This window comes from Reinekea marina, from assembly GCF_030409715.1.
Lineage (GTDB): Bacteria > Pseudomonadota > Gammaproteobacteria > Pseudomonadales > Natronospirillaceae > Reinekea > Reinekea marina.
Map to the genome: position 1 here is coordinate 958,521 of NZ_JAUFQI010000001.1, position 21,480 is coordinate 980,000.

The following is a 21,480-nucleotide window of genomic DNA, read 5'->3' on the forward strand; positions in this document are numbered from 1 at the left end:
CGCTACCCTTGGTAGCATTAATCGATACCTAACTTCTTTAAACGATAGCGAAGCGCTCTAAAAGTGATGCCCAATTTTTTTGCCGCCGCCGTACGATTCCAGCGAGTTGCATCTAAGGCTTGTTCAACAACTGTACGCTCAATGTCCATTAGGTAGTCCTCCAATGACACACCTTCGGGTCGTTCCGCCAGTACCGTAGAGTTTGGCTGACTCATCAAGTTATTTTGGTTGCTGTTTAAGTTTAAATCGTCTTCGGTGATAACATCGTTTTCACACATGGCAAAGGCGCGTTCAAGAATATTTTCCAATTCACGGACGTTGCCAGGAAAGCCATAATATTGAAGCGACTTTTTTGCTGCACTGTCGAGCGTCGCAACCGGTAGTTCATAATTTTTAGCAATGCGTTCCAGCATATTTTGCGTTAAAAGTGGAATGTCTTCATAACGCTCTCTCAATGGCGGAATGTTTAAAGAAATGACATTGATTCGATAAAAAAGGTCTTGCCTGAAATCGCCCGATTCTACCATCTGGTCTAAATTTTTATGGCTGGCACTTAGTATTCGAACATCGACTTCTACTTCGCTTTGAGCACCAATGGGTCGAACTTTCTTTTCTTGAATAGCACGCAATAGTTTTACTTGCATGGTCAATGGCAAATCGGCCACCTCATCCAAAAATAAGGTTCCGCCATCAGCGGCTTGGAAAAATCCTTGCTTGTCTTCGGTGGCGCCAGTAAACGCGCCTTTTTTATGACCAAAAAACTCACTTTCCATTAACTCAGAAGGAATAGCACCGCAGTTGACAGGAATGAATGCACCATCGGCTCTAGGACCTAACTGATGTATTTGCCTTGCCGCGAGTTCTTTACCCGTACCGGACTCACCTGAAATAAACACGGGAGCTTGGCTAACGGCGAGCTTCTTAATTTTAGCGGAGAGCTTTTTCATCGGCTCAGAATTGCCTAGGTTGACCGCTTGGTTGGCATCGACTTCGTGTTTTTTGGTCTCAGCCTGTTGCTTAACTTTTAATGCCTGGTTTATAAGTTGTCGTAGCTTATGTATATCTATGGGTTTAGAGACAAAATCAAAAGCGCCAGACTTCATTGATTCAATCGCTAAGTCCATGCTGCCATGCGCTGTAATAACGGCAATGGGGGTTGTGGGTTTTGATTCGGCTACATAGCGAACAATGTCCAGTCCGTTGCCATCGGGTAGACGCATGTCAGTTAAAATAAGATCAACGTCCTGTTCATTGATAGCCTTGTAAGCGGTATGCACGTCGACTGCACTGAAACTTTCAATGCCCATGCGCATTAAAGTTATCTCTAAAAGTTCACGAATGTCGGGTTCATCATCAATAACGAGAACTCGTTGCGGCAGTGACATAGTAAATTCCTAACTTATATTATGTTTTTGACTAATAGTATGAGAGAAGATTATTCGAAAGCAACCACCATCGGGAACGTTGTAGTAAGTTAACGTCAGGCGGTTTGCTTCGCACAGCTCTTTGGCAATATACAACCCTAAACCGGTTCCGCTGTTTTCGGTGGTATAAAACGGTTCAAACAATAGTTTTATTTGCTCTTCAGGAACACCAGGACCGCGATCAATGATATCTAAGTACAGTTGCTCGGTATCGGGTAAATGGCCTGAGACCAGTTGAATGCGACGCTGCCCTGTATTTTGTTCACTGTAGCGTAGGCCATTATCGACGATGTTGTGCAGTACTTGTTTGATCTGGTTCACATCCAGCGAGACTTTGATACTGGCATCCAACTGTAAATCGATCTGATCCGCCTCTTGCGTGACGCTGCGTTCATTGATGCATTCTTCGATCAGCGACGTTAAGCCAATGGATTCAATTTTTTTGGGGCGTTTACGAGATAAATCTAAGATAGTTTCAATAATTTTATTCACCCGCTCTGTATGGGTGTGGATAATATCGAGCAATCTTTTATCGGCTGGGTCAATATCGGCCATTTCATCGAGTAACTGTGCGGCGTGACTAATAGCCCCCAAAGGGTTGCGTATTTCATGAGCGATAGATGCCGTAAGACGGCCTAATGAGGCTAATTTAAGCTGCTGGGCTTGCTGCTGCACACGACCAATGTCTTCAACGAATAAAATTAAATCCGAATCATCTGTTGGTTGCAGTTTGGCAAAGTTTAGCTGCACTAGCGGGTGGTCGCTGTCCATTTGATAGCCTTCAACCAGTTTGGTCGGATTTTTTTTCCATTCGATCAAACGTTCATGTAAGGGCTTGGGCAACCAAAAGGGTCTTTTTTCAGTGATGCCTAACAGGTCTCGAGCCGAGTCATTGACGAGCCGGATAGCACCATCGGCTGTGATCACGATAATTCCAGTACGCATGCGCTGTACAATCAGTTCATTGAGATGCCGTAAATCTAAAATAGTATCGGCTTGTGCGCGTGCTAACTGTTCTGTGGATTGCATTCGTTGCGTAACGTATTGCAAAAATAACGCTTCCGCAAAATAGCCTACACCGAGCAGCGCTGCTTGCAACAGCTCTTGCTGAGCTGAATCTTTAAAGGGCAGAAACTCAGTGTAGATAAGGCTAGAAGTAGCGACAGCAGCGATCAATAGGCTTTGTTTCAAAGGCAATAAAATGCCTCCTAAGCCAACCGATATAAGCAACAGGTTACCAAAGCCACTGTCTACGCCGCCGCCATAGCGAGTGATCAACATAACCAATAATATGTCGGTGATGAGTAAAACAATAATGGGTGTTTTACTAATTTGTTCGTTAATGGTGATCAGCATCCCGAGCACGGCCAGTACCAGGTAGGCCAGTGTCGCCAATTGCAGAGATTCCACACTAGCGCCTGGTAAAACTTCACTGATGGTTTTAGGGATAAATGCAGCGACGGTTAAAGCCGTGGCTAAAATTAACCGATAAATACCAAACGCAAACAGTAATTGTTGAGCTCGATGATAGGAATGCGTCGGTTGTTTAGACATGCTGGCCTCAATCTATAAGTCGTTTGATCAGTATAAAGCGAATTGAGGTGAATGGTCATCCATAAGAGTAGATCAAAACCTTGTTTCGGCACTCTCTAGGCCTCACAATAGCGTTATTAAACAGTTTAAGGTTGAATATGAGTATTCGAATCGCGTTAGCGCAGTATCGATTCCCAGTGGGCGATATCGAAGGCAATGGTACAAAAATTATTGAGATTGCGGCTAAGGCTCAAAAGCAAGGCGCAGACATGGTGGTTTTCCCTGAGTTAACCATCACGGGTTACCCACCAGAAGATTTGCTGTTGCGACCAAGTTTGAAGGCACGAGTCAGCGATGCGTTGGAACAAATCAAGCAAGCTAAATTACCGATCGCAATTGTCATTGGTTATCCCGAAGCACAGGAGGGTAAGCTGTACAATAAATCTATGGTGATTTATCAAGGCGACATAATTGCCGACTATGCGAAGCAGCATTTACCCAACTACCAAGTATTCGATGAAAAGCGTTATTTCCAAAAAGGTACGCAAACCTGCACCTTTGAATTCAAAGGCATTCCTTTTGCGCTCACTATTTGTGAAGACATCTGGTATGAAGGACCCGCTCGTCGTGCCTATGAGGCGGGTGCACAAATCAACATCAATATAAATGGCAGTCCTTACAATATTGATCGAACGGCTCAGCGCCACGCTCAAGTCGCAAAGGTAGTATCGCAATGGCCTATGGCGACAGTTTATGTCAATCATATGACTGGGCAAGATGAGTTGGTATTTGACGGCGGATCTTTCATCGTAGACAGCAATGCTAAAATCCGGTTTACGTTGCCGAGTTTTAAAGAAGCCTTTGAAATCGCCGAGCTCGAACAAACCGAGTCTGGCTGGTGCGTTAAAAATGAACAGCTGTGCCCTAAGTTAAGCATTGAAGAAGAGCTATACAATGCTCTCGTGACTGGCCTAGCCGATTATGTGAACCGAAACGGTTTCCCTGGCGTAGTATTGGGTATGTCTGGCGGCATCGATTCGGCGTTAAGTGCCGCTATTGCCGTAGATGCATTGGGCGCAGATCGAGTAATGGGCGTCATGATGCCGTATCAGTACACGGCAAAAATGAGCTTAGAAGATGCAGAAGGGCAGGCAAAGTTACTGGGTATTCGATACGAAGTACTGCCAATAGCAGAAGCTTTTGAAGCCGCTCAAAGTACTTTAGCGCCAGTCTTTGGCGATCGCCCTGTGGATGTAACTGAACAAAATATGCAATCGAGAATGCGCGGTTTGTTTTTGATGTCTTTATCAAATAAGCTCGGTTACATGGTCTTAACAACCGGCAATAAAAGCGAAATGGCCGTGGGCTACGCCACATTATATGGAGACATGTGTGGTGGCTACAATGCTTTAAAAGACGTGCCTAAAACGTGGGTCTATAAACTAGCGCAGTGGCGCAACAGTCAAGGGTTAGCCGTGCCAGAGCGCGTGATCACGCGGCCGCCATCTGCCGAACTTGCCCCAGATCAGCTCGATGAAGACAGCTTACCGCCATACGATATTTTAGACGATATAATCGAGCGTTATGTCGAACGTGATGAGAGTCTAGATGCCATCGTTGAGGCCGGTTTTGATCGAGACGTTGCATACCGCATAATTCGATTAATTGATATTAATGAATATAAACGCAGACAAGCACCTGAAGGTGTTCGAGTGACTCAGCGTGGCTTTGGGCGAGATAGACGTTACCCCATCACTCATGGTTGGAAGCCAGGCCGATAGGCTTAACTATAAATCGAGGAGATCGTTGTTGATCAATATTTTATGGGATTTAGACGGTACGTTAGTAGATTCAATTCCCGCCGTAGCTGGTTCCTTTAACCATACTTTAGCGCATTATGGAAAACCTACTCGCAGCTTTGAAGAGCTCAGACCCTATATTGGCCCTGGGCTTGATAACATCATTGCGGAGTTACTGGATATATCGGATAAGGATGAAATAGCAGCGGCTAAAATGGTATATCGTGAGCATTACCAACAGTCACTGACCAGTAGCGAACCGTTCGAAGGTGTATTGGCGGCTCTTGAGGCGTTCAAGCAAATCGGCGCTCAGCAATTTGTTGCAACCGCTAAGTATGAACTTTATGCAGAGCAAATCATTGAAGCGAATAAGCTAAATGCTTACTTTTCTGGCATATATGGGTCTACCTTCGATGGTAAATACGCGGATAAAAAAGAGTTATTAACGCGATTATTCGAGCAAGAAAACTTAAGAAAAGCCGATACAGTGATGATTGGCGATACCAAATACGATATGGAAGCCGGCCGTTATATTGATATTGCCACCACAGGTGTTTTGTGGGGCTACAGCGATGAGGTTTCACTAAAAGAGGCGGGTGCTCACGATGTAGTCGAAACACCCGATAAACTGTTCGATGTGGTTAAAAAGGCATTAAATACCTTTTGTTAAGCAAGATTACTGGGCTAATCCAAGAGTCAGTGCTTTCACCCACCATCGTTCACTTTGACGCTTAGGCGCATCAAAAGTACCCGACGCTAGCGTTGGGTGCTGAGGAAAGTGAGCTGAAAACTTCTGTACGGCAATGTCGTATTCTTCTTGAAGCCCGAGCGCATCGTAGCTACCTATAAGAATTAAATAGGCATCGGCTTGTGCGGTAACCCCAGGATAATGATTAATCACGGCCGCGGCTCGATCAGCTGCAGACACCCAGGCTTCTTTGCGGAAATAGAAATCTGCAACATACAATTCATGTTTTGCTAACGCGTCTTTGAGAACCACCATCGATTTTAGTACTTCACTTCGGTATGCGCTTGAAGGAAACAGGTCTAGAAACAGTTGCATCGAAGAAAACGCTTTTTTGCCTTGTTCAGATGAGCGCATTGCAGGGTCTGCTTTGCCAAATATACCGCTGTTTTCCATATACATCTGGTAATAGCTCATCGCTTGAATAAAGTAGGCGTAATCTAAATTTGGTGAATCGGCATTAAGGCGTGCGAACCGGTCTGCTGTAATAAGTGATTCCGCAAAATTATTCATTTGGTATTTTGCGTACATTAAATCGAGCGAGCTGGCATCAGCGTATCGGCCAAAGGGGAAGCGGCTTTGCAGCGCCTCTAACTTCTCTATTGCCATTGTAAAGTTGCGCTTATCCAAGTAGGTTTGCGCGGCTTGGTAATAACCCGATTCCGTATCAGAGGTTTGTGTGGACAATCCTGCACAACCCACTAAGCTCAGTAAAACGGCCAATAAACAGGCTTTTTGCAAAAAAGACGATGAAAATACCGCTCTAAACATGCTAAATCTCATTAAATCAGTAGAATGGGCGCTATTGTAACCACAGGACCCCCTTGCCTCCAATGACCGATTCACACGATTCAATTAATATTTCACAACAAGTGCCTCTGGAAATGGGTCATAAACGCTTAGATCAGGTGGCGGCGAAGCTGTTCCCAGACTATTCACGCTCCCGCATTCAGCAGTGGATCAAAGATGGAGAGCTTACTGTTGATGGCGAAACCTTTAGGCCTAGAGACAAATTGGTTGGGGGTGAAACTTTACACATTAATGCGCATTTGGAAGCACAAGAACGATGGGAAGCTGAAGACATTGAGCTCGACATTGTTTTTGAAGATGATCACATCATTGTTATCAATAAACCGGTCGGTCTAGTTGTACACCCAGGTGCCGGTACTCCATCAGGTACATTACTTAATGCGCTATTGCATCATTACCCCGAGTCGGCAACATTGCCACGAGCGGGCATCGTGCACCGTTTAGATAAAGATACCTCTGGGCTTATGGTGGTTGCACGTACGCTAGCGGCGCAAACATCATTGGCCGCTCAGTTGCAAAAGCGCACCATGGGCCGAGAATACTATGCTGTTTGTATGGGTGTGATGACTGGCGGCGGAACCATCGATGAGCCTATTGGTCGGCACCCAACGCACCGAACTAAAATGGCGGTGGCACCAGAAGGTATGGGTAAAGATGCGGTAACGCATTATCGAGTAGAAGAGCGCTATGTAAACCATACACTCATACGCTGTAAATTAGAGTCAGGCCGTACTCACCAAATTCGTGTGCACCTTTCTCACATTGGTTACCCATTAGTTGGCGATCCGCTGTACGCTGGCCGATCTCGATTACCGAAAGGCGTCAATGTTGAAGTGCTCGATGTCTTAAAAATCTTTAAACGGCAAGCCTTGCATGCCGGGCACCTTGAACTTGAACACCCAGAAACCGGTAGTATGGTCAGTTGGGAGGCTGAGATTCCAGATGACATGTTAGAGTTGATCGAAGTACTTCATGAAGATATGAAAGAAACAGGTGCAAACGAAGAAGAATATTGATGTCTTTTACATACGCACAATGGCCGTTACCGGCCAATATTTTAGCTGGCTGGACAACTCGTAAAAGTGGTTGCAGCTCAGCACCTTTTAATGCGTTTAATATTGCTCACCATGTTGGGGAACCGAAGCCTGTAGTGAGCGGTAACCGCAAGCTATTACAAGCAAGGTTGGCTCAGCAACCCACCATTGCTTGGTTAAATCAAACGCACAGTTCCCACGTAGTTAACGCAGAGTGCGCAATTGCAGCAGAGCCTACTGACGCCAGTGTAACTTCCGAAGTAAACCTTGCCTGCTGTGTCATGACCGCGGATTGTTTACCGGTGTATTTCTGGACGAAAAATGGCCACAAAATTGGCGTAGCGCACGCCGGTTGGCGCGGCTTGGCAAACGGTATTTTATCGAAAACCTTAGCAAGGTTTGATCACCCATCTCAGGTGATTTGCGGATTAGGCCCTTGCATCGGTCCAAACCATTTTGAAGTGGGAGAAGAAGTTAAAGAGGCATTTTCATCTTTTCCAAACTTCGAGTCTTGCTTTGATTCGCTACCGGAACATGGTAAGTATAACGGCAACCTGCAAGGACTCGCCGAGTCGCACCTTAAATCGCTAGGCGTCTCAGCAGTCTACAAAAGTGAGCAATGTACTTTTGAATTGGTTGATGAGTTCTATTCGTTTCGCAGAGAAAGCCAAACGGGGCGCATGGCCAATTTGATTTGGAAAATTGATTAAAAATTGCACTTGATTATAAAGATGGGAGCCCTCATCTAAAGGAATAGCCGCAGCAGAGCTATAAAGTTTTAGCCTGTTGTGGGTAAGTTGTTAAACAGAGTCATTGAAAAGAGGGAAAGTCATGCGGATCGATCGTTTGACCAGTAGTTTGCAGTTGGCACTTTCAGATGCACAGTCGGTTGCGCTTGGGCATGACCATAGTTTCATAGAACCAGCGCATTTACTGTTGGCATTACTGAATCAAAAAAGTGCGTCCGTAGCCGCTGTTTTGCAAAAAGCCGGTGCCAATATTTCACAGCTTCGCCAGCGAACAGAAGATGCACTTGATGCATTGCCTGAAGTGACGGGTGCTGACGCAGAAGTACACATGAGTAACGATCTTGGTCGTGTTCTGAATCGCGCCGATAAGCTTTCCCAGCAAAAGAAAGATCAGTTTATTTCCAGTGAATTGGTTTTGCTCTCTATGTTGCAAGACCGCTCTAACATCGCCAAAGTCCTTAATGAATCTGGCGTTACTGAAGGCACGTTGCAACAAGCCATTGACGATATTCGCGATGGTCAATCGGTCAATAGCCAAGACGCCGAAGAAAACAGGCAATCCTTAGATAAATATACGGTAGATCTTTCTGCGCTGGCCGAAGAAGGCCGGTTAGATCCTGTCATTGGCCGAGACGATGAAATTCGCCGGACTATTCAAGTCTTGCAGCGCCGTCGAAAAAACAACCCTGTATTGATCGGTGAACCTGGTGTTGGTAAAACTGCCATTGTTGAGGGTTTAGCTCAGCGCATTATTAATGGAGAAGTTCCTGAAAGCCTAAAGAATAAGCGCGTACTGTCTTTAGATATGGGTTCGCTATTAGCGGGTGCTAAATATAGGGGTGAGTTTGAAGAACGGTTAAAAGCTGTTTTGAATGAATTGTCCAAACAAGAAGGCCAGATCATTCTCTTTATTGATGAGTTGCACACCATGGTCGGTGCCGGTAAAAGCGACGGCGCAATGGATGCAGGCAACATGCTCAAACCTGCATTGGCTCGCGGCGAGTTGCATTGTGTGGGTGCCACAACCTTGGATGAGTATCGGCAATACATTGAAAAGGACGGTGCCTTAGAAAGGCGCTTCCAAAAAGTTGTTGTGTCTGAACCGAACGAAGAAGATAGCATTGCAATTTTGCGCGGTTTAAAAGAGCGGTACGAAGTGCACCATGGTGTAACCATTACCGATGGCGCTCTGATTTCAGCGGTTAAACTATCTGAACGATATATTTCAGATCGTAAACTGCCCGATAAAGCCATTGATTTAATTGATGAAGCCGCTAGCCGAATTCGAATGGAAATTGATTCTAAACCAGAATCGATGGATCGCCTCGAACGCCGCTTAATTCAATTAAAAATTGAAGCCGAAGCACTGAAAAAAGAAAAGGACCCTCAAGCAAAACAACGGCTTGAAAAACTTCGAGAATCGATCACAGACGTTGAACGTGAATTTGCCGATTTAGAAGAAATTTGGACTACTGAAAAAGCCGCCGTACAAGGCTCACAACACGTTAAAGAACAGCTTGAACAGGCACGAGTTGAGTTAGAATCCGCTCGTCGTTCCGGTGATTTAGCGCGTATGTCAGAGCTTCAATATGGCACTATTCCTGAATTGGAAAAACAACTCGATATGGCCAGCCAAGCTGAAATGATGGACATGCAGTTGTTGCAAAGCAATGTTACGGACGAATCCATTGCTAATGTCATCTCGCGTTGGACAGGCATTCCGGTTGATAAAATGCTTGAAGGTGAGCGCGATAAGCTATTGCGAATGGAGGATAAAATCCATGAAACCCTAGTCGGCCAAGAAGAAGCGGTGGCCGCCGTTTCGAATGCTATTCGCCGTTCTCGCTCTGGGTTAGCCGATCCGAATCGCCCAAATGGATCGTTTTTATTTTTAGGACCAACGGGTGTCGGTAAAACCGAGCTTTGCAAAGCATTGGCGAACTTCTTATTTGATACCACAGAATCTTTGGTGCGTATCGACATGTCAGAGTTCATGGAAAAGCACTCAGTCGCAAGACTTATTGGTGCACCTCCAGGGTATGTTGGCTACGAAGAAGGAGGTTACCTTACAGAAGCGGTGCGTAGAAAACCTTATTCGGTCATTTTGTTAGATGAAGTCGAAAAGGCGCATCACGATGTTTTTAACATTTTACTTCAAGTGCTCGATGATGGCCGATTAACCGATGGCCAAGGTCGAACCGTAGATTTCCGCAATACCGTTATTGTTATGACTTCTAACTTAGGCAGTGATCAAATTCAAACGTTAGCCGGTGAGGCTAATTATGAGGAAATGAAAGCAGCCGTGATGGAAGTTGTTAGTGGGCATTTCAGACCAGAGTTTATTAACCGATTAGACGAAGTAGTGGTATTTCATCCATTGGGTAATGAACAAATTCATGGCATTGCTGATATTCAACTCGACTATTTACGAGATCGTTTAGGTGATCAGGATATTCGATTGTCGCTCACGCCCGCTGTGCTGGATAAACTGTGCGCCGCCGGCTTTGACCCAGTGTATGGCGCACGGCCATTAAAACGAGCCATACAACGTGAATTGGAAAATCCATTGGCCTCAGCCTTGTTAAAAGGTGAGTTTGTCAGTGGCGGAACCATTCATGGCGACGTTGTTGACGGGATCATTCAATTTCAATAGTTCACCACAGCCGCAAGTGATCATCACTTGCGGCCATGCATCACCAAAATAATCAAAAGCATTGCTGGACATTCTTTAATCACTGATTAGAATGTTTATAAGCGCCCACAGTTTATCGCTGGGTTATTTGCACAAAAAGAATCAAGCAGCAACGTTAACGTCGGAGCTGAAGGTATCGCCCTTCGCCGGTTAGCCGTATTGATGCAGTCACTTACCGGTGGCCGCGTTTGAATACACGCTGAAGCTCAGGCCAGAAGTGGTTAACGCGTTCTTGAGTCGTAGCGAAGGTTAAAAACCATGTCAAAATCTGAATCTCAGCCAGAAATGCTATCTGGTGGTGAAATGCTTTGTCGCGCATTAGAAGACGAAGGGGTCGAATACGTTTATGGCTACCCCGGCGGCTCAGTGCTCCATATATACGATGCCTTACACCGACAAGAAAAATTAAAACACATTCTAGTTCGTCACGAACAAGCCGCCACGCATATGGCCGATGCTTATGCACGAGCCAGTGGTAAAGCTGGTGTTGTATTGGTGACGTCAGGTCCAGGTGCAACAAACGCAATTACCGGAATTGCAACAGCCTATATGGATTCCATTCCGATGGTCGTCATTACGGGTCAGGTGATGAGCCACTTGATCGGTTGCGATGCGTTCCAAGAAACTGATATGCTCGGTATTTCTCGCCCGGTGGTTAAACACAATATTCTAGTAAAATCGGCAGAAGAGATTCCTTTAGCCATTAAAAAAGCCTTCTACATTGCTCAAAGTGGACGCCCTGGTCCGGTTGTTGTTGATGTCCCTAAAGACATGACCGCGCCCAACGTTAAGTTTCCATACCATTACCCTGAACGCGTTAAAATTCGATCTTATAACCCGGTTAAGAAAGGCCACAGTGGGCAAATTCGTAAGGCCATGAATTTGTTGTTGCAGGCCAAAAAGCCGGTTATTTACGCCGGTGGCGGTGTGATATTAGGCAAAGCATCCGATGAACTCACTCAGTTTGCAAAGCTTATAAATTACCCGGTAACCAACACCTTAATGGGGCTGGGTGGGTACCCTGGTACCGATGAGCAAAGTTTAGGCATGCTCGGTATGCATGGCACTTACGAAGCCAACATGGCCATGCATAACGCCGATGTTATATTGGCGGTGGGTGCACGATTAGATGACCGAGTGACCAATAACGTTACAAAATTCTGTCCGAATGCGAAAATCATTCAAATAGACATAGACCCAACGTCTATCTCGAAAAACATCGTCGCCGATATCCCCATTGTGGGTCCGGTTAAGTCGGTGTTGTTGGAAATGCTTTCGCAATTAGAGCAAACCACGCAAACCATCGATGATGCCGCTTTAGATTTATGGTGGGCGCAAATTAATCAATGGCGAGAACGTCATGGTGGCCGTTACCGAACCGATGATTCGGAACTCATGAAACCTCAATTCGTAATAGAAACGCTCAGTAAAGTGACAAAAGGTGAAGCATACGTCTGCTCTGATGTGGGTCAGCATCAAATGTTTGCGGCGCAGTATTACAAATTTAACAAACCCAACCGTTGGATTAACTCAGGTGGTCTCGGCACTATGGGGTTTGGCTTACCAGCGGCCATGGGCGTTCAGTTAAATTACCCAGATGCGGATGTTATTTGCGTAACGGGTGAAGGCTCTATTCAAATGAATATTCAAGAGCTTTCAACCTGCAAACAATATGGCCTTCCAGTGAAAATATTGTGCTTGAACAATGGCTATTTAGGCATGGTTCGTCAGTGGCAAGACATGAACTACGAGTCACGCTATTCGCATTCGTATCTTGATTCATTGCCCGATTTTGTGAAATTAGCCGAAAGTTATGGCCATGTTGGCTTTGTTGTAGATAAAGCTGATCAGCTTGAAGCTGTGTTGAAAGAAGCGTTAGCGATACGGGATAAGTCAGTATTTATCGATGTTCGTATTGAGCCAGAAGAACACGTTTATCCGATGCAGGTACCCAATGGTGCTATGTGCGATATGTTTTTAAGTAAGACGGAGCGTACCTAATGAGACATATACTTTCTGTACTTATGGAAAACGAAGCAGGTGCCTTAGCAAGGTTAGTGGGCTTATTTGCGCAGCGTGCATTTAACATTGAGTCTTTAAACGTAGCGCCAACCGAAGATGATTCCTTGTCTCGACTGACTCTAGTCACCAAAGGTGATGATCAAGTCGTTGAACAAATCACTAAGCAGCTTAATAAGTTGGTTGAAGTGATCAAAGTTGTCGATCTAACTGAGGGTGCCCACATTGAACGTGGGCTCATGTTGGTCAAAGTTAGAGCGGCTGGAGCATTGCGTGAAGAAGTAAAACGCAGTGCCGATATATTCCGAGCAGCCATCATTGATGTAACGGCTACGACTTACACCATTCAAGTGACGGGAAATGAAGATAAACTCAATGCATTTCTAGAAGCGTTATCGGGAGCGACCATTATGGAAGTGGCTCGAACGGGAGTTTCTGGTGTAGCGCGGGGTGAAAAAACACTCAGTTTATAGTGTTTAGCTAAACTAAGTAGAAGGGAGATAGTATTTATCTCCTTTTTTTATGCTCCTTCAAAACAGTTCTTACCAAAGCAATGACACCCACCACTACGATAACACCAATCACTAAGCCAATAGCATCGCACAGCCACTTAGGGTCGCAGGGTAAGCCTATTTGAATATTCATTTGTGCGCCTAGTTATTACGCCTTATCTGTACAAGTTACGCAAAAAATGGCGCTAGGACAATCTTAAAGGCTAATTCACGGCAAACTTGAATAAGCGATGCTATAGTGAATCTATAAGTATTTTTTGCTGGAGCAACAGGTGCAGCCAGACATTTTATTCGCTCGTCAGCCCATATTAAACAATGCCCAACAGGTATTTGCTTACGAGCTGTTATTTCGCAGTGGAGAAGTTAATCAAGCCGAGTTCTTAGATGGCGATGTTGCCACTCGGTCCGTACTGCTCAGCGCATTTGCGGATAATAGTGCGCCGCAATTGTTAAATGGTAAACCCGGGTTATTAAACATTCGGTTGAGTATGGCCGCTAATTTGCCCGATTTCGCCGTGGAGTTTCTTTTTGTAGAAATTCTTGAATCTGAACATCATTTGAAAAAACTAGACCATGAAATAGCGCTGCTTAAACGGCGCGGATTCCGAGTGGCCTTAGATGATTTTGAAATGAAAAATTATCGTCCAGAGCTAATAGACTCGGTCGATATAGTAAAGCTTGATGTAATTGAAATGAGCGAGGATGAGCTCGTAGATGCGGTAGCACTGCTAAAACAGCACGATGTAATGCTATTAGCTGAAAAAGTTGAGACGCATGAAATGTTTTATTTATGCAAAGAACTGAAATTCGACTTATTTCAAGGTTATTATTTTTGTCGGCCCGAAGCCGTAACAGGCCATGTTTTAAATGCTAACCGTAAAGCATTGTTTGATTTGCTCGTAATCCTTTATAAGCCAGAAGAAGATGCCAGCGTTATTGCGGAGATTATAAAACGAGACACGGTTTTGTCTTACAAACTGTTAAAACTCGTCAACTCATCCTTTTATCGCCGAGCGACGACTGTAGACTCCATTGATCATGCCGTTGTATTGTTAGGCATGCAACGTATTCGCAGTTGGGCTACTTTGGTTTGTTTGGGTCAATTAAATGATAAATCCGAAGAGTTACAAACCATCAGCTTTTTACGCGCAACCATGTGCGAATCATTGGGGAAAATGATTGACCCTGAGTTAGCCCCGAAGTGCTTTTCAGTTGGTATGTTAAGCAGCTTGGATGCTTGGTTTGATCAACCTTTAGAAATCCTTCTTGAAAAACTCCCTTTATCATCTGAATTACAAAAGGCCCTTGTCGACTATGATGGTGTATTAGGTATATTGCTGGTAACGTCATTGTACTATATTCATTCTCAGTGGCATCAGATACCCCTTAAACAGATATTAGATTTAGGGTTAAGTTTGTCTGATATCACGCGGGCTTATGAGCAAAGTATCATTAAGACTGATGAAATGACCTCGATGATGAAGGAAGGCTAGCAGTATGTTTACCTTGGTAAAACACCCAGAAGGTTGGGTAGAGAAAGCCCATGATCACCAGAAATATGTTTTGGATCAATTCAGCGGTATTAAGCCGACGGAGTTGAAGATTAACCGTGAACAATTGGACGAAGATACCCTGGCCAAAGCTGCCGTTGTGCATGTTGTTAAAGGGTCCATAGGAATAGCAGCCGCGAATAACCGTTTATTTGCCATGGAAGCCGGTGATTGCTGGCTGGGCTACACCGGTGAATTGTTGCAGTGGTATCAAGAAGGTGCGCTCGAACTGGAAGTTTGGGACTGGGACGACATAAATGCCCAAAGTATCCCTAATATCATTCACGGGTTCTCTGATTTGATGATTGAGCTCATGAGCCACAACACAGCGGTGCCTCCTGATCCTATGCCGGGGTTTGATTTTTTCCAATCTGGCGAGGTTATTATTAAAGAGGGGGAACCTGCCGATGCGGTGTATACACTTATACAAGGTAAAGCCAAGGTGATGATCGATGGTCAACAAGTCGGTGAAGCCAAAGAGAATGAAATTATAGGGCTTCAAGCGATGCTGCTGAAAACTACGCGAACCGCATCGGTTGTTGCAGATGGACCATGTTCTGCCGTACGCGTCAATTACGATAAGTTTCGATCGCTCATCGAAACGAGACCTGAGTTGGTGATTTCTACCTTAGAAACCATGGCGCTGCAAATTGCACGAGCCAATGAATTAATTACCAAACCATAGTAAAAAGCAAAAAAAAGCCCGCAATAAATGCGGGCTAATGCTCATTCCCTTTTGGGGACCTCACTGAGAAGTGAGAAGCTAACTTAAGCTTCTACAATTCGTTTCATGTCAGTCATATAGCCGCGAAGCTCTTCACCAACATACTCAATTGGGTGATTCCGAATAGCATCGTTAATTTGAACGAGTTCGAAGTTATCAACCGAGTTTGATTCTGAATTTAAGCCTTTTCCGATTACCGATGCATCTACTTTCTTCATGATGGTGTCTGCAAGCAATGGCACCGCCGCATTCGCAAATAAGTAGTTACCATATTCTGCGGTATCGCTGATCACAACATTCATTTCATAAAGCTTCTTACGAGCAATGGTATTTGCTATAAGTGGAAGCTCATGAAGTGATTCATAATAAGCACTTTCTTCCACAATGCCGCTTTCAACCATGGTTTCGAACGCGAGTTCAACACCTGATTTCACCATAGCGATCATTAAAATGCCATTATCAAAGTAATCTTGTTCGTCTAAATCATTTGGCAGTTCAGGCGCTTTTTCAAAAGCAGTCTGCCCAGTTTCTTCACGCCAGCCTAATAAATCTTTATCGTCTGCATCCCAATCGGCCATCATTGTTTGCGAGAAGTGACCACTGATGATGTCATCTTGATGCTTACGGAATAGCGGGCGCATGATTTCTTTTAACTCTTCTGAAAGTTCAAACGCTTTCACCTTAGATGGGTTATCTAAACGATCCATCATATTGGTGATGCCGCCTAATTTTAACGCCTCAGTCACTGTTTCCCAGCCGTATTGAACTAGCTTGGCTGCATAACTTGCATCTACGCCTTCTTCAATCATCTTGTCGTAGCAAAGAATAGAGCCCGCTTGCAGCATGCCGCATAGAATCGTTTGCTCACCCATTAAATCTGATTTTACTTCTGCCACGAACGAGCTTTCTAAAACGCCGGCGCGGTGACCACCTGTTGCTGCAGCCCAAGCTTTAGCCATTTCATGTCCTTCGCCTTTAGGATCGTTTTCAGGGTGAACGGCCATGAGAGTTGGAACACCAAAACCACGCTTATATTCTTCGCGTACTTCAGTACCTGGGCACTTCGGCGCTACCATAATAACAGTGATGTCTTCACGTATTTTTTGGCCCACTTCAACAATGTTAAAACCGTGAGAATAACCTAGAGCTGAGCCTTGTTTCATCAATGGCATTACCGCATTAACAACCGATGAATGCTGCTTATCTGGCGTTAGATTAATTACTAAATCGGCCGTTGGAATTAAGTCTTCATAGGAGCCCACGTTAAAGCCATTTTCGCTGGCGTTTTTAAACGACTGGCGCTTTTCATCAATCGCGGCTTGGCGAAGCGCGTATGAAACGTCTAAGCCAGAATCGCGCATATTCAAACCTTGGTTCAAGCCTTGCGCACCACAACCGACAATAACAATTTTCTTTCCTTTAAGGGCATCGCACTCGTTGGCAAACTCATCGCGGCCCATAAAGCGGCAAACGCCTAGTTGAGCTAACTGCTCGCGTAGATTCAAAGTATTAAAATAATTAGACATAAATAAAGATACCCGTAATGTTGTATGTGGTTTAGTACCACCGTTGCAATGCAGTCTAGCGAAACCTTCGTGTTGCTTAAAATGAATTGTTGGCAATCAAGTGTTGCAGTAAATGGCATTAAGAACATTTAGGTCAAAATTCATGCATTTTTGGCAAATTTTAGTCGCTAAATCAGGGCGCTTCCAGTGGAATCATTAGGGTAACTTGAGTGCCTACCCCGACCTGGGAATCAACTCGAACCTTGCCCCCTAATGTCGCTGTCGTTAGGTTATGAATTATATGCATGCCTAACCCGCTGCCGCCTTTTCCGAGTTTGGTGGTGAAAAAGGGTTCAAAAATGCGTTTTTTAACATCTTGTGGCATCCCTTGCCCGTCATCAATAACCTTAATTTCTACTTGCGTCACATGAGGGATCACTTCGATAATAACTTGACCGGCGGCTTTAGCCTCTAGACCATGGAGTAATGCATTGTTTATTAAATTGGTAATGACTTGACTGAGCACTCCTGGGTAGCTGTTTAGCTCAACGTCTTCTTTCAGTATTACGTTTAAAGTGTGAGGCGTTGTTTTAAAAATATGCAATAAAGTGGCCTGAACTTCTAAGATAAAGGAGTTGACCATAAAGCTTCGACGCTGGTCACTGGTCCGGTCGACAGCTATTTGCTTGAAGCTTTGAACCAGCTTTATTGCTTTATCCAAATTTCTTTCGAGTAATTGGCTACCTTCTATCATTTCGGATATTTCAGACTCAAATTGACTTTGTGTCATAGATCCTGATTTGAACGCATTGTTTAGCCTAGTTGCACTTTCATACAGCGAGTTCGCCATGACTTTCCCGTTACCAATGGGCGTATTGAGTTCGTGAGATACACCGGCCACAAGCGAGCCTAAGGCGGCTAGTTTTTCATTTTCCACGATATTGTCTTTAGCGCCCTCTAGCCTTTGAATGGCCATGGTTAATTCGGAGTTGAGTTGTAATAACTCTTGCGTGCGCTTTTCTACACGCTCCTCTAAAAGACCAAATGAATTTCTAAGTGCTTCCTTCATGATATTGAGTTCTTTGGCTACATCAGCAAATTCATCGTTAAAGAGGGTTGGTATATGGGTATCAAATCGTTGTTGAGAGATCTCTTGTGCACCCTGTTTGATTTTTGCCAAGGGGATAGTTACTCGGCGGTTAATCACAAATAATATAACGGTCAGTGATATAACGGCTTGAATGGCAATGATGAAGAGTATTCTAACTGAGTCACTGATGGCAGCCTCTCGTGCAGGCACTAAGCTGTACTCTAAGCTAACGAGGCCTATCGGCGACTCATTATAGATAACCTCAGAGGACTTTTTTATAAACAGTCCGCTTTTGATCAAGCTCGAATAATTCTTCTTTTTATAGTTTATAAATGGTTCACCGGTGTCGTCGACGACTTCAATGCTCAATACGGCATCATTTAATACAATGCCTGCAATTAAACTCTGAGCATCTTTTTGCGTTAAGGTCCAAAGTGGAATCTGAATGCCGCTTTCTAGTACTTTTAAAAGGGCATTGGCTTGCTCAGTGGAGCGGACGGTGGTTTCAGATTTAAATCGGCTGTAAATCTCAATCATGCTGACCAGAACGGCGGGGACGACAATAGAAATCATTGCCACTATAGACAGATACCAGTTGAGCTTACTGTACCTAGAGCGAGGTTTTAGGCTCATAGATTACATACTCGAAATGTTTTGATGCTTATCTTCAACAGCACGGCAGGCATAGTGGTTTTTTGTATTTCTTATTGCTTAATTACATTCTAGATGACAGGTTAAAAAACCGCCAATTTTAACTGTTGATATCGAATGAATGGCACTTTAAGGCTTTTTTAGAATTTATTGTTGCGATAGCTGCAACACAAAGTCGGGCATGGCATAATAGGGTGACCATTTGGAGGTAACTATGGATCTTCGTGCGCTGCGCCAATTTATACACCTTTCTCAAACCTTGCACTACGGTAAAACGTCAGAGGCAATGCATGTCAGCCCTTCGACTTTAAGCCGCTCTATTGCGCGGCTAGAAGACGAATTAGGGTCTACATTATTTGAGCGTGACAACCGTACGGTTGTTTTAACCCAAGCGGGACGCCAGTTTCGAGAGTTTGCTGAAGCAACGTTGACCCACTGGCAAGACCTTAAGCACCGTTTAAAGAATAATCCTGTCGAGTTAACAGGGCAAATACGTCTGTATTGCACGGTAACAGCCACCTATTCGTTCATGTCGATTTTATTGACCGAATTTCGAAAGTCTTTCCCGAATATTGAAGTTCAGCTCGAAACGGGAGATGGAGCTCAGGCCGTTCAAAAGGTGATGGACGATGAAGCCGACATTGCCGTAGCGCCTTTGCCAGACCAACTGCCCAACCCGTTGTTGTTTAAATCGTTAGTTAAGACACCACTTGAGTTTATTGCGCCGGCAGAAGAAGGCCCTGTCAATGCGCTGCTAGAGCAAACGCCGGTAACTTGGGGGCAAGTGCCATTTGTTATGTCGGAATTTGGTTTAACTCGTAAGCGTTTAGATCAATGGTTTCGCTCGCAAAGCTTAAAGCCCAATATCTACGCCCAAGTTGCTGGGCATGAAGCCATTGTAGCGATGGTCGGTCTAGGATTCGGTGTGGGTGTGGTGCCTCGATTGGTCATTGAAAATTCACCTTTAGAAAATAAAATCCGAGTATTGGATGTTGAAAAGCCATTGCAGCCCTTTGATGTGGGTGTTTGCGTACTTAACCGGCGGTTGCAAGACCCTCTGGTTAACGCATTTTGGAAGACAGCCAGTACCATTTCGTTAAAAGAGACTTCGTAATATGTCAAAGCCAGAGAATGAAACACATTCAGACGATGTGACGTCTGCAGATCAGGCAAATGAGCCCCATCATCACCATCGTCGTGGTGTGTATCTGATACCTAATTTACTGACAACGAGTGCCTTGTTTGCAGGGTTCTTTTCAATAATTTCGTCTATCAATGGCGATTTTATTAAAGCCAGTATTGCTATTTTTATCGCACAACTGCTCGATGGTGCCGATGGCCGTGTGGCCAGAATGACGCACACTCAAAGTGAGTTTGGTGCGCAATACGACAGTATGTCCGATCTTATGGCCTTTGGCGTAGCACCTGCACTATTAGCGTTTCAGTGGTCTTTAAGTGGTATGGGGCAAGCTGGTTGGGTGGCTGCGTTTATCTTTGTTGCGGGTGCAGCACTGCGGTTAGCGCGTTTTAACGTTCAAATTAGTAAAGTGGATAAAAAGTACTTTGTTGGTTTAGCCAGCCCTGCGGGTGCGGGTGTTATTTGGGCGACGGTTTGGTCTTTAGCCGACTTTGGCGTTACGGGTGATCAGGTCGCTTGGCTTATGGTCATTCTAGTGCCGGTCATTGGTGCAATGATGTTATCACCTATTCGTTATTACTCTTTCAAAGACATTGGCGGGCAAAGAACTGTACCATTTTTTGTATTAATGGCCATTGTGCTGGTTTTTGCCTTAATAGCGCTTGATCCGCCGCGTGTATTCCTAGGGTTTGCGGTTATCTATGCGTTGCACGGCCCGGTGATGGAAGTTGTGCGATGGAGCAAAAAGCGAAAAGCGAAAGAACTAAATCCAAAATAAGTTGTCTGTTGTATATATTTCTAAACTTATAAGCGGAACATACTATGGCCAAGCTAGTTTTACCTGATACCGAAAACGATGTAACGCCGAAGCCACTGTTTTTAAACCGCCGAACAATTATAAAGTCGGCCGGTGCTGCATTACTCGCAAGCGCCGCGCCTTCTATTCTTGCTAGTCAATCAGCCCCTTCCTGGTTGAGCCAAAAAATATCCAATACCGTTTTTCGAGGCGTCACAACCGATGAAGCCGTAACTGATCAGTATGACGCGACTCGGTACAATAACTTTTATGAATTCGGAACAGGAAAGGATGATCCGGCTAAATACGCTGATGAGTTTAATCCTTACCCTTGGCAGATTTCTGTAGAAGGTGAATGTGATGCGCCAGGCGTTTTATCGCTAGAAGACCTTATAGTTTCTAAATCATTAGAAGAACGAATTTATCGTTTACGCTGCGTCGAAGCTTGGTCGATGGTGATTCCTTGGACAGGCATAGAGCTGGGCTCACTTTTAAAACGCTTTAAACCGAATAGCCGCGCAAAATATGTCGTGTTTGAATCGGTTGTTCGTGAAGAGGAGTTAAGAGGGCAGCGTGATCGATTCTCTTTTATCGATTGGCCTTATGTTGAAGGCTTAAGAATAGATGAGGCCATGCACTCATTATCGTTTTTAGCCGTAGGCATGTATGGCGAGCCTCTGCCAAACCAAAATGGTGCACCCATTCGACT

21 protein-coding genes (1 of these 21 cut by a window edge) are annotated in these 21,480 nt (G+C 44.6%); 12 read left to right on the forward strand and 9 right to left on the reverse strand.

Going from position 1 to position 21,480, the window contains the following annotated elements:
• Positions 1-17: 17 nt before the first annotated feature.
• From QWZ13_RS05045 to QWZ13_RS05055, 3 genes are read right to left on the reverse strand one after another with little or no spacing between them, the layout of a single operon-like run.
• Complete coding sequence (locus QWZ13_RS05045; protein ID WP_290280808.1) at positions 18-1,385, reverse strand: sigma-54-dependent transcriptional regulator; 1,368 nt, start codon at positions 1,383-1,385, stop codon at positions 18-20.
• A gap of 9 nt (positions 1,386-1,394) precedes the next feature.
• Positions 1,395-2,978: a sensor histidine kinase gene (locus QWZ13_RS05050; RefSeq protein ID WP_216000265.1), complete on the reverse strand. Its 1,584-nt coding sequence runs from the start codon at positions 2,976-2,978 to the stop codon at positions 1,395-1,397.
• Positions 2,906-3,070 carry a hypothetical protein gene (locus tag QWZ13_RS05055; RefSeq protein WP_290280809.1) on the reverse strand — a complete coding sequence of 55 codons (165 nt, stop codon included), beginning with the start codon at positions 3,068-3,070 and terminating at the stop codon, positions 2,906-2,908. The genes QWZ13_RS05050 and QWZ13_RS05055 overlap by 73 nt, the downstream gene beginning before the upstream one ends.
• 45 nt (positions 3,071-3,115) lie before the next feature.
• Between QWZ13_RS05055 and QWZ13_RS05060 the strand changes: the two genes are divergently transcribed.
• Together QWZ13_RS05060 and QWZ13_RS05065 are read left to right on the forward strand one after the other, a co-directional pair.
• Positions 3,116-4,738: an NAD+ synthase gene (locus tag QWZ13_RS05060; protein ID WP_290283275.1), complete on the forward strand. Its 1,623-nt coding sequence runs from the start codon at positions 3,116-3,118 to the stop codon at positions 4,736-4,738.
• Positions 4,680-5,426 (forward strand): HAD family hydrolase, encoded by a 747-nt coding sequence (locus tag QWZ13_RS05065; RefSeq protein ID WP_290280810.1) that lies wholly within the window; start codon positions 4,680-4,682, stop codon positions 5,424-5,426. Before QWZ13_RS05060 ends, QWZ13_RS05065 begins: the two co-directional genes overlap by 59 nt.
• 6 nt (positions 5,427-5,432) lie before the next feature.
• Here the strand turns inward: QWZ13_RS05065 and QWZ13_RS05070 are convergent, their stop codons facing one another.
• Positions 5,433-6,347, reverse strand: a complete 915-nt coding sequence (locus QWZ13_RS05070) for an outer membrane protein assembly factor BamD (RefSeq protein ID WP_290283276.1) — start codon at positions 6,345-6,347, stop codon at positions 5,433-5,435.
• Here QWZ13_RS05070 and rluD point away from each other — a divergent pair.
• From rluD to clpB, 3 genes are all read left to right on the forward strand, one after another.
• Positions 6,335-7,327 (forward strand): 23S rRNA pseudouridine(1911/1915/1917) synthase RluD, encoded by a 993-nt coding sequence (gene rluD / locus QWZ13_RS05075; protein WP_290280811.1) that lies wholly within the window; start codon positions 6,335-6,337, stop codon positions 7,325-7,327. The genes QWZ13_RS05070 and rluD overlap by 13 nt on opposite strands.
• The gene (pgeF, locus tag QWZ13_RS05080; RefSeq protein WP_290280812.1) at positions 7,327-8,055 is read left to right on the forward strand and encodes a peptidoglycan editing factor PgeF; all 729 of its coding nucleotides are present in this window, start codon (positions 7,327-7,329) and stop codon (positions 8,053-8,055) included. Before rluD ends, pgeF begins: the two co-directional genes overlap by 1 nt.
• A 121-nt stretch (positions 8,056-8,176) precedes the next feature.
• Complete coding sequence (clpB, locus tag QWZ13_RS05085) at positions 8,177-10,747, forward strand: ATP-dependent chaperone ClpB (RefSeq protein WP_290280813.1); 2,571 nt, start codon at positions 8,177-8,179, stop codon at positions 10,745-10,747.
• Here clpB and QWZ13_RS05090 read toward each other — a convergent pair.
• The gene (locus tag QWZ13_RS05090; RefSeq protein ID WP_290280814.1) at positions 10,676-10,819 is read right to left on the reverse strand and encodes a hypothetical protein; all 144 of its coding nucleotides are present in this window, start codon (positions 10,817-10,819) and stop codon (positions 10,676-10,678) included. The two genes, clpB and QWZ13_RS05090, sit on opposite strands and share 72 nt — an antisense overlap.
• Before the next feature lie 225 nt (positions 10,820-11,044).
• On the opposite strand from QWZ13_RS05090, the gene QWZ13_RS05095 reads away from it, so the two are divergent.
• Together QWZ13_RS05095 and ilvN are read left to right on the forward strand one after the other, a co-directional pair.
• Positions 11,045-12,787 (forward strand): acetolactate synthase 3 large subunit, encoded by a 1,743-nt coding sequence (locus tag QWZ13_RS05095; protein WP_290280815.1) that lies wholly within the window; start codon positions 11,045-11,047, stop codon positions 12,785-12,787.
• Positions 12,787-13,278 carry an acetolactate synthase small subunit gene (ilvN, locus tag QWZ13_RS05100; RefSeq protein WP_290280816.1) on the forward strand — a complete coding sequence of 164 codons (492 nt, stop codon included), beginning with the start codon at positions 12,787-12,789 and terminating at the stop codon, positions 13,276-13,278. Before QWZ13_RS05095 ends, ilvN begins: the two co-directional genes overlap by 1 nt.
• 34 nt (positions 13,279-13,312) lie before the next feature.
• Here ilvN and QWZ13_RS05105 read toward each other — a convergent pair whose 3' ends face one another.
• The gene (locus tag QWZ13_RS05105; protein WP_290280818.1) at positions 13,313-13,450 is read right to left on the reverse strand and encodes a hypothetical protein; all 138 of its coding nucleotides are present in this window, start codon (positions 13,448-13,450) and stop codon (positions 13,313-13,315) included.
• Between the two features lie 124 nt (positions 13,451-13,574).
• Between QWZ13_RS05105 and QWZ13_RS05110 the strand changes: the two genes are divergently transcribed.
• Entirely contained in the window at positions 13,575-14,810 is a 1,236-nt protein-coding gene (locus tag QWZ13_RS05110) for an EAL and HDOD domain-containing protein (protein WP_290280819.1), read from the forward strand.
• A gap of 4 nt (positions 14,811-14,814) precedes the next feature.
• Positions 14,815-15,552, forward strand: a complete 738-nt coding sequence (locus tag QWZ13_RS05115) for a Crp/Fnr family transcriptional regulator (RefSeq protein ID WP_290280820.1) — start codon at positions 14,815-14,817, stop codon at positions 15,550-15,552.
• 83 nt (positions 15,553-15,635) lie between these two features.
• On the opposite strand, the gene ilvC is transcribed toward QWZ13_RS05115, so the two are convergent.
• The 3 genes from ilvC to QWZ13_RS05130 all read right to left on the reverse strand — a co-directional run bounded on the left by ilvC (position 15,636) and on the right by QWZ13_RS05130 (position 19,075).
• Positions 15,636-17,117: a ketol-acid reductoisomerase gene (gene ilvC / locus QWZ13_RS05120; RefSeq protein ID WP_290283277.1), complete on the reverse strand. Its 1,482-nt coding sequence runs from the start codon at positions 17,115-17,117 to the stop codon at positions 15,636-15,638.
• 172 nt (positions 17,118-17,289) lie between these two features.
• Positions 17,290-18,819 (reverse strand): sensor histidine kinase, encoded by a 1,530-nt coding sequence (locus QWZ13_RS05125; RefSeq protein ID WP_290280821.1) that lies wholly within the window; start codon positions 18,817-18,819, stop codon positions 17,290-17,292.
• A gap of 118 nt (positions 18,820-18,937) precedes the next feature.
• Positions 18,938-19,075, reverse strand: a complete 138-nt coding sequence (locus QWZ13_RS05130) for a hypothetical protein (protein ID WP_290280822.1) — start codon at positions 19,073-19,075, stop codon at positions 18,938-18,940.
• Between QWZ13_RS05130 and ilvY the strand changes: the two genes are divergently transcribed.
• The 3 genes in view from ilvY to msrP are tightly spaced (at most 44 nt apart) and all read left to right on the forward strand, a layout consistent with a single transcriptional unit that may run on beyond the window.
• Positions 19,052-19,951 (forward strand): HTH-type transcriptional activator IlvY, encoded by a 900-nt coding sequence (gene ilvY / locus QWZ13_RS05135; protein WP_290280823.1) that lies wholly within the window; start codon positions 19,052-19,054, stop codon positions 19,949-19,951. The two genes, QWZ13_RS05130 and ilvY, sit on opposite strands and share 24 nt — an antisense overlap.
• A gap of 1 nt (position 19,952) precedes the next feature.
• A complete protein-coding gene (gene pssA, locus QWZ13_RS05140) occupies positions 19,953-20,753 on the forward strand; it encodes a CDP-diacylglycerol--serine O-phosphatidyltransferase (RefSeq protein WP_290280824.1) in 801 nt (266 codons plus the stop codon).
• 44 nt (positions 20,754-20,797) lie between these two features.
• A protein-coding gene (msrP, locus tag QWZ13_RS05145; RefSeq protein ID WP_290280825.1) for a protein-methionine-sulfoxide reductase catalytic subunit MsrP crosses the window boundary here: on the forward strand, positions 20,798-21,480 show its 5' portion. 280 nt of this gene lie beyond the right edge of the window; the window shows 683 of its 963 coding nt (coding positions 1-683); its start codon is at positions 20,798-20,800; the stop codon falls past the right edge of the window.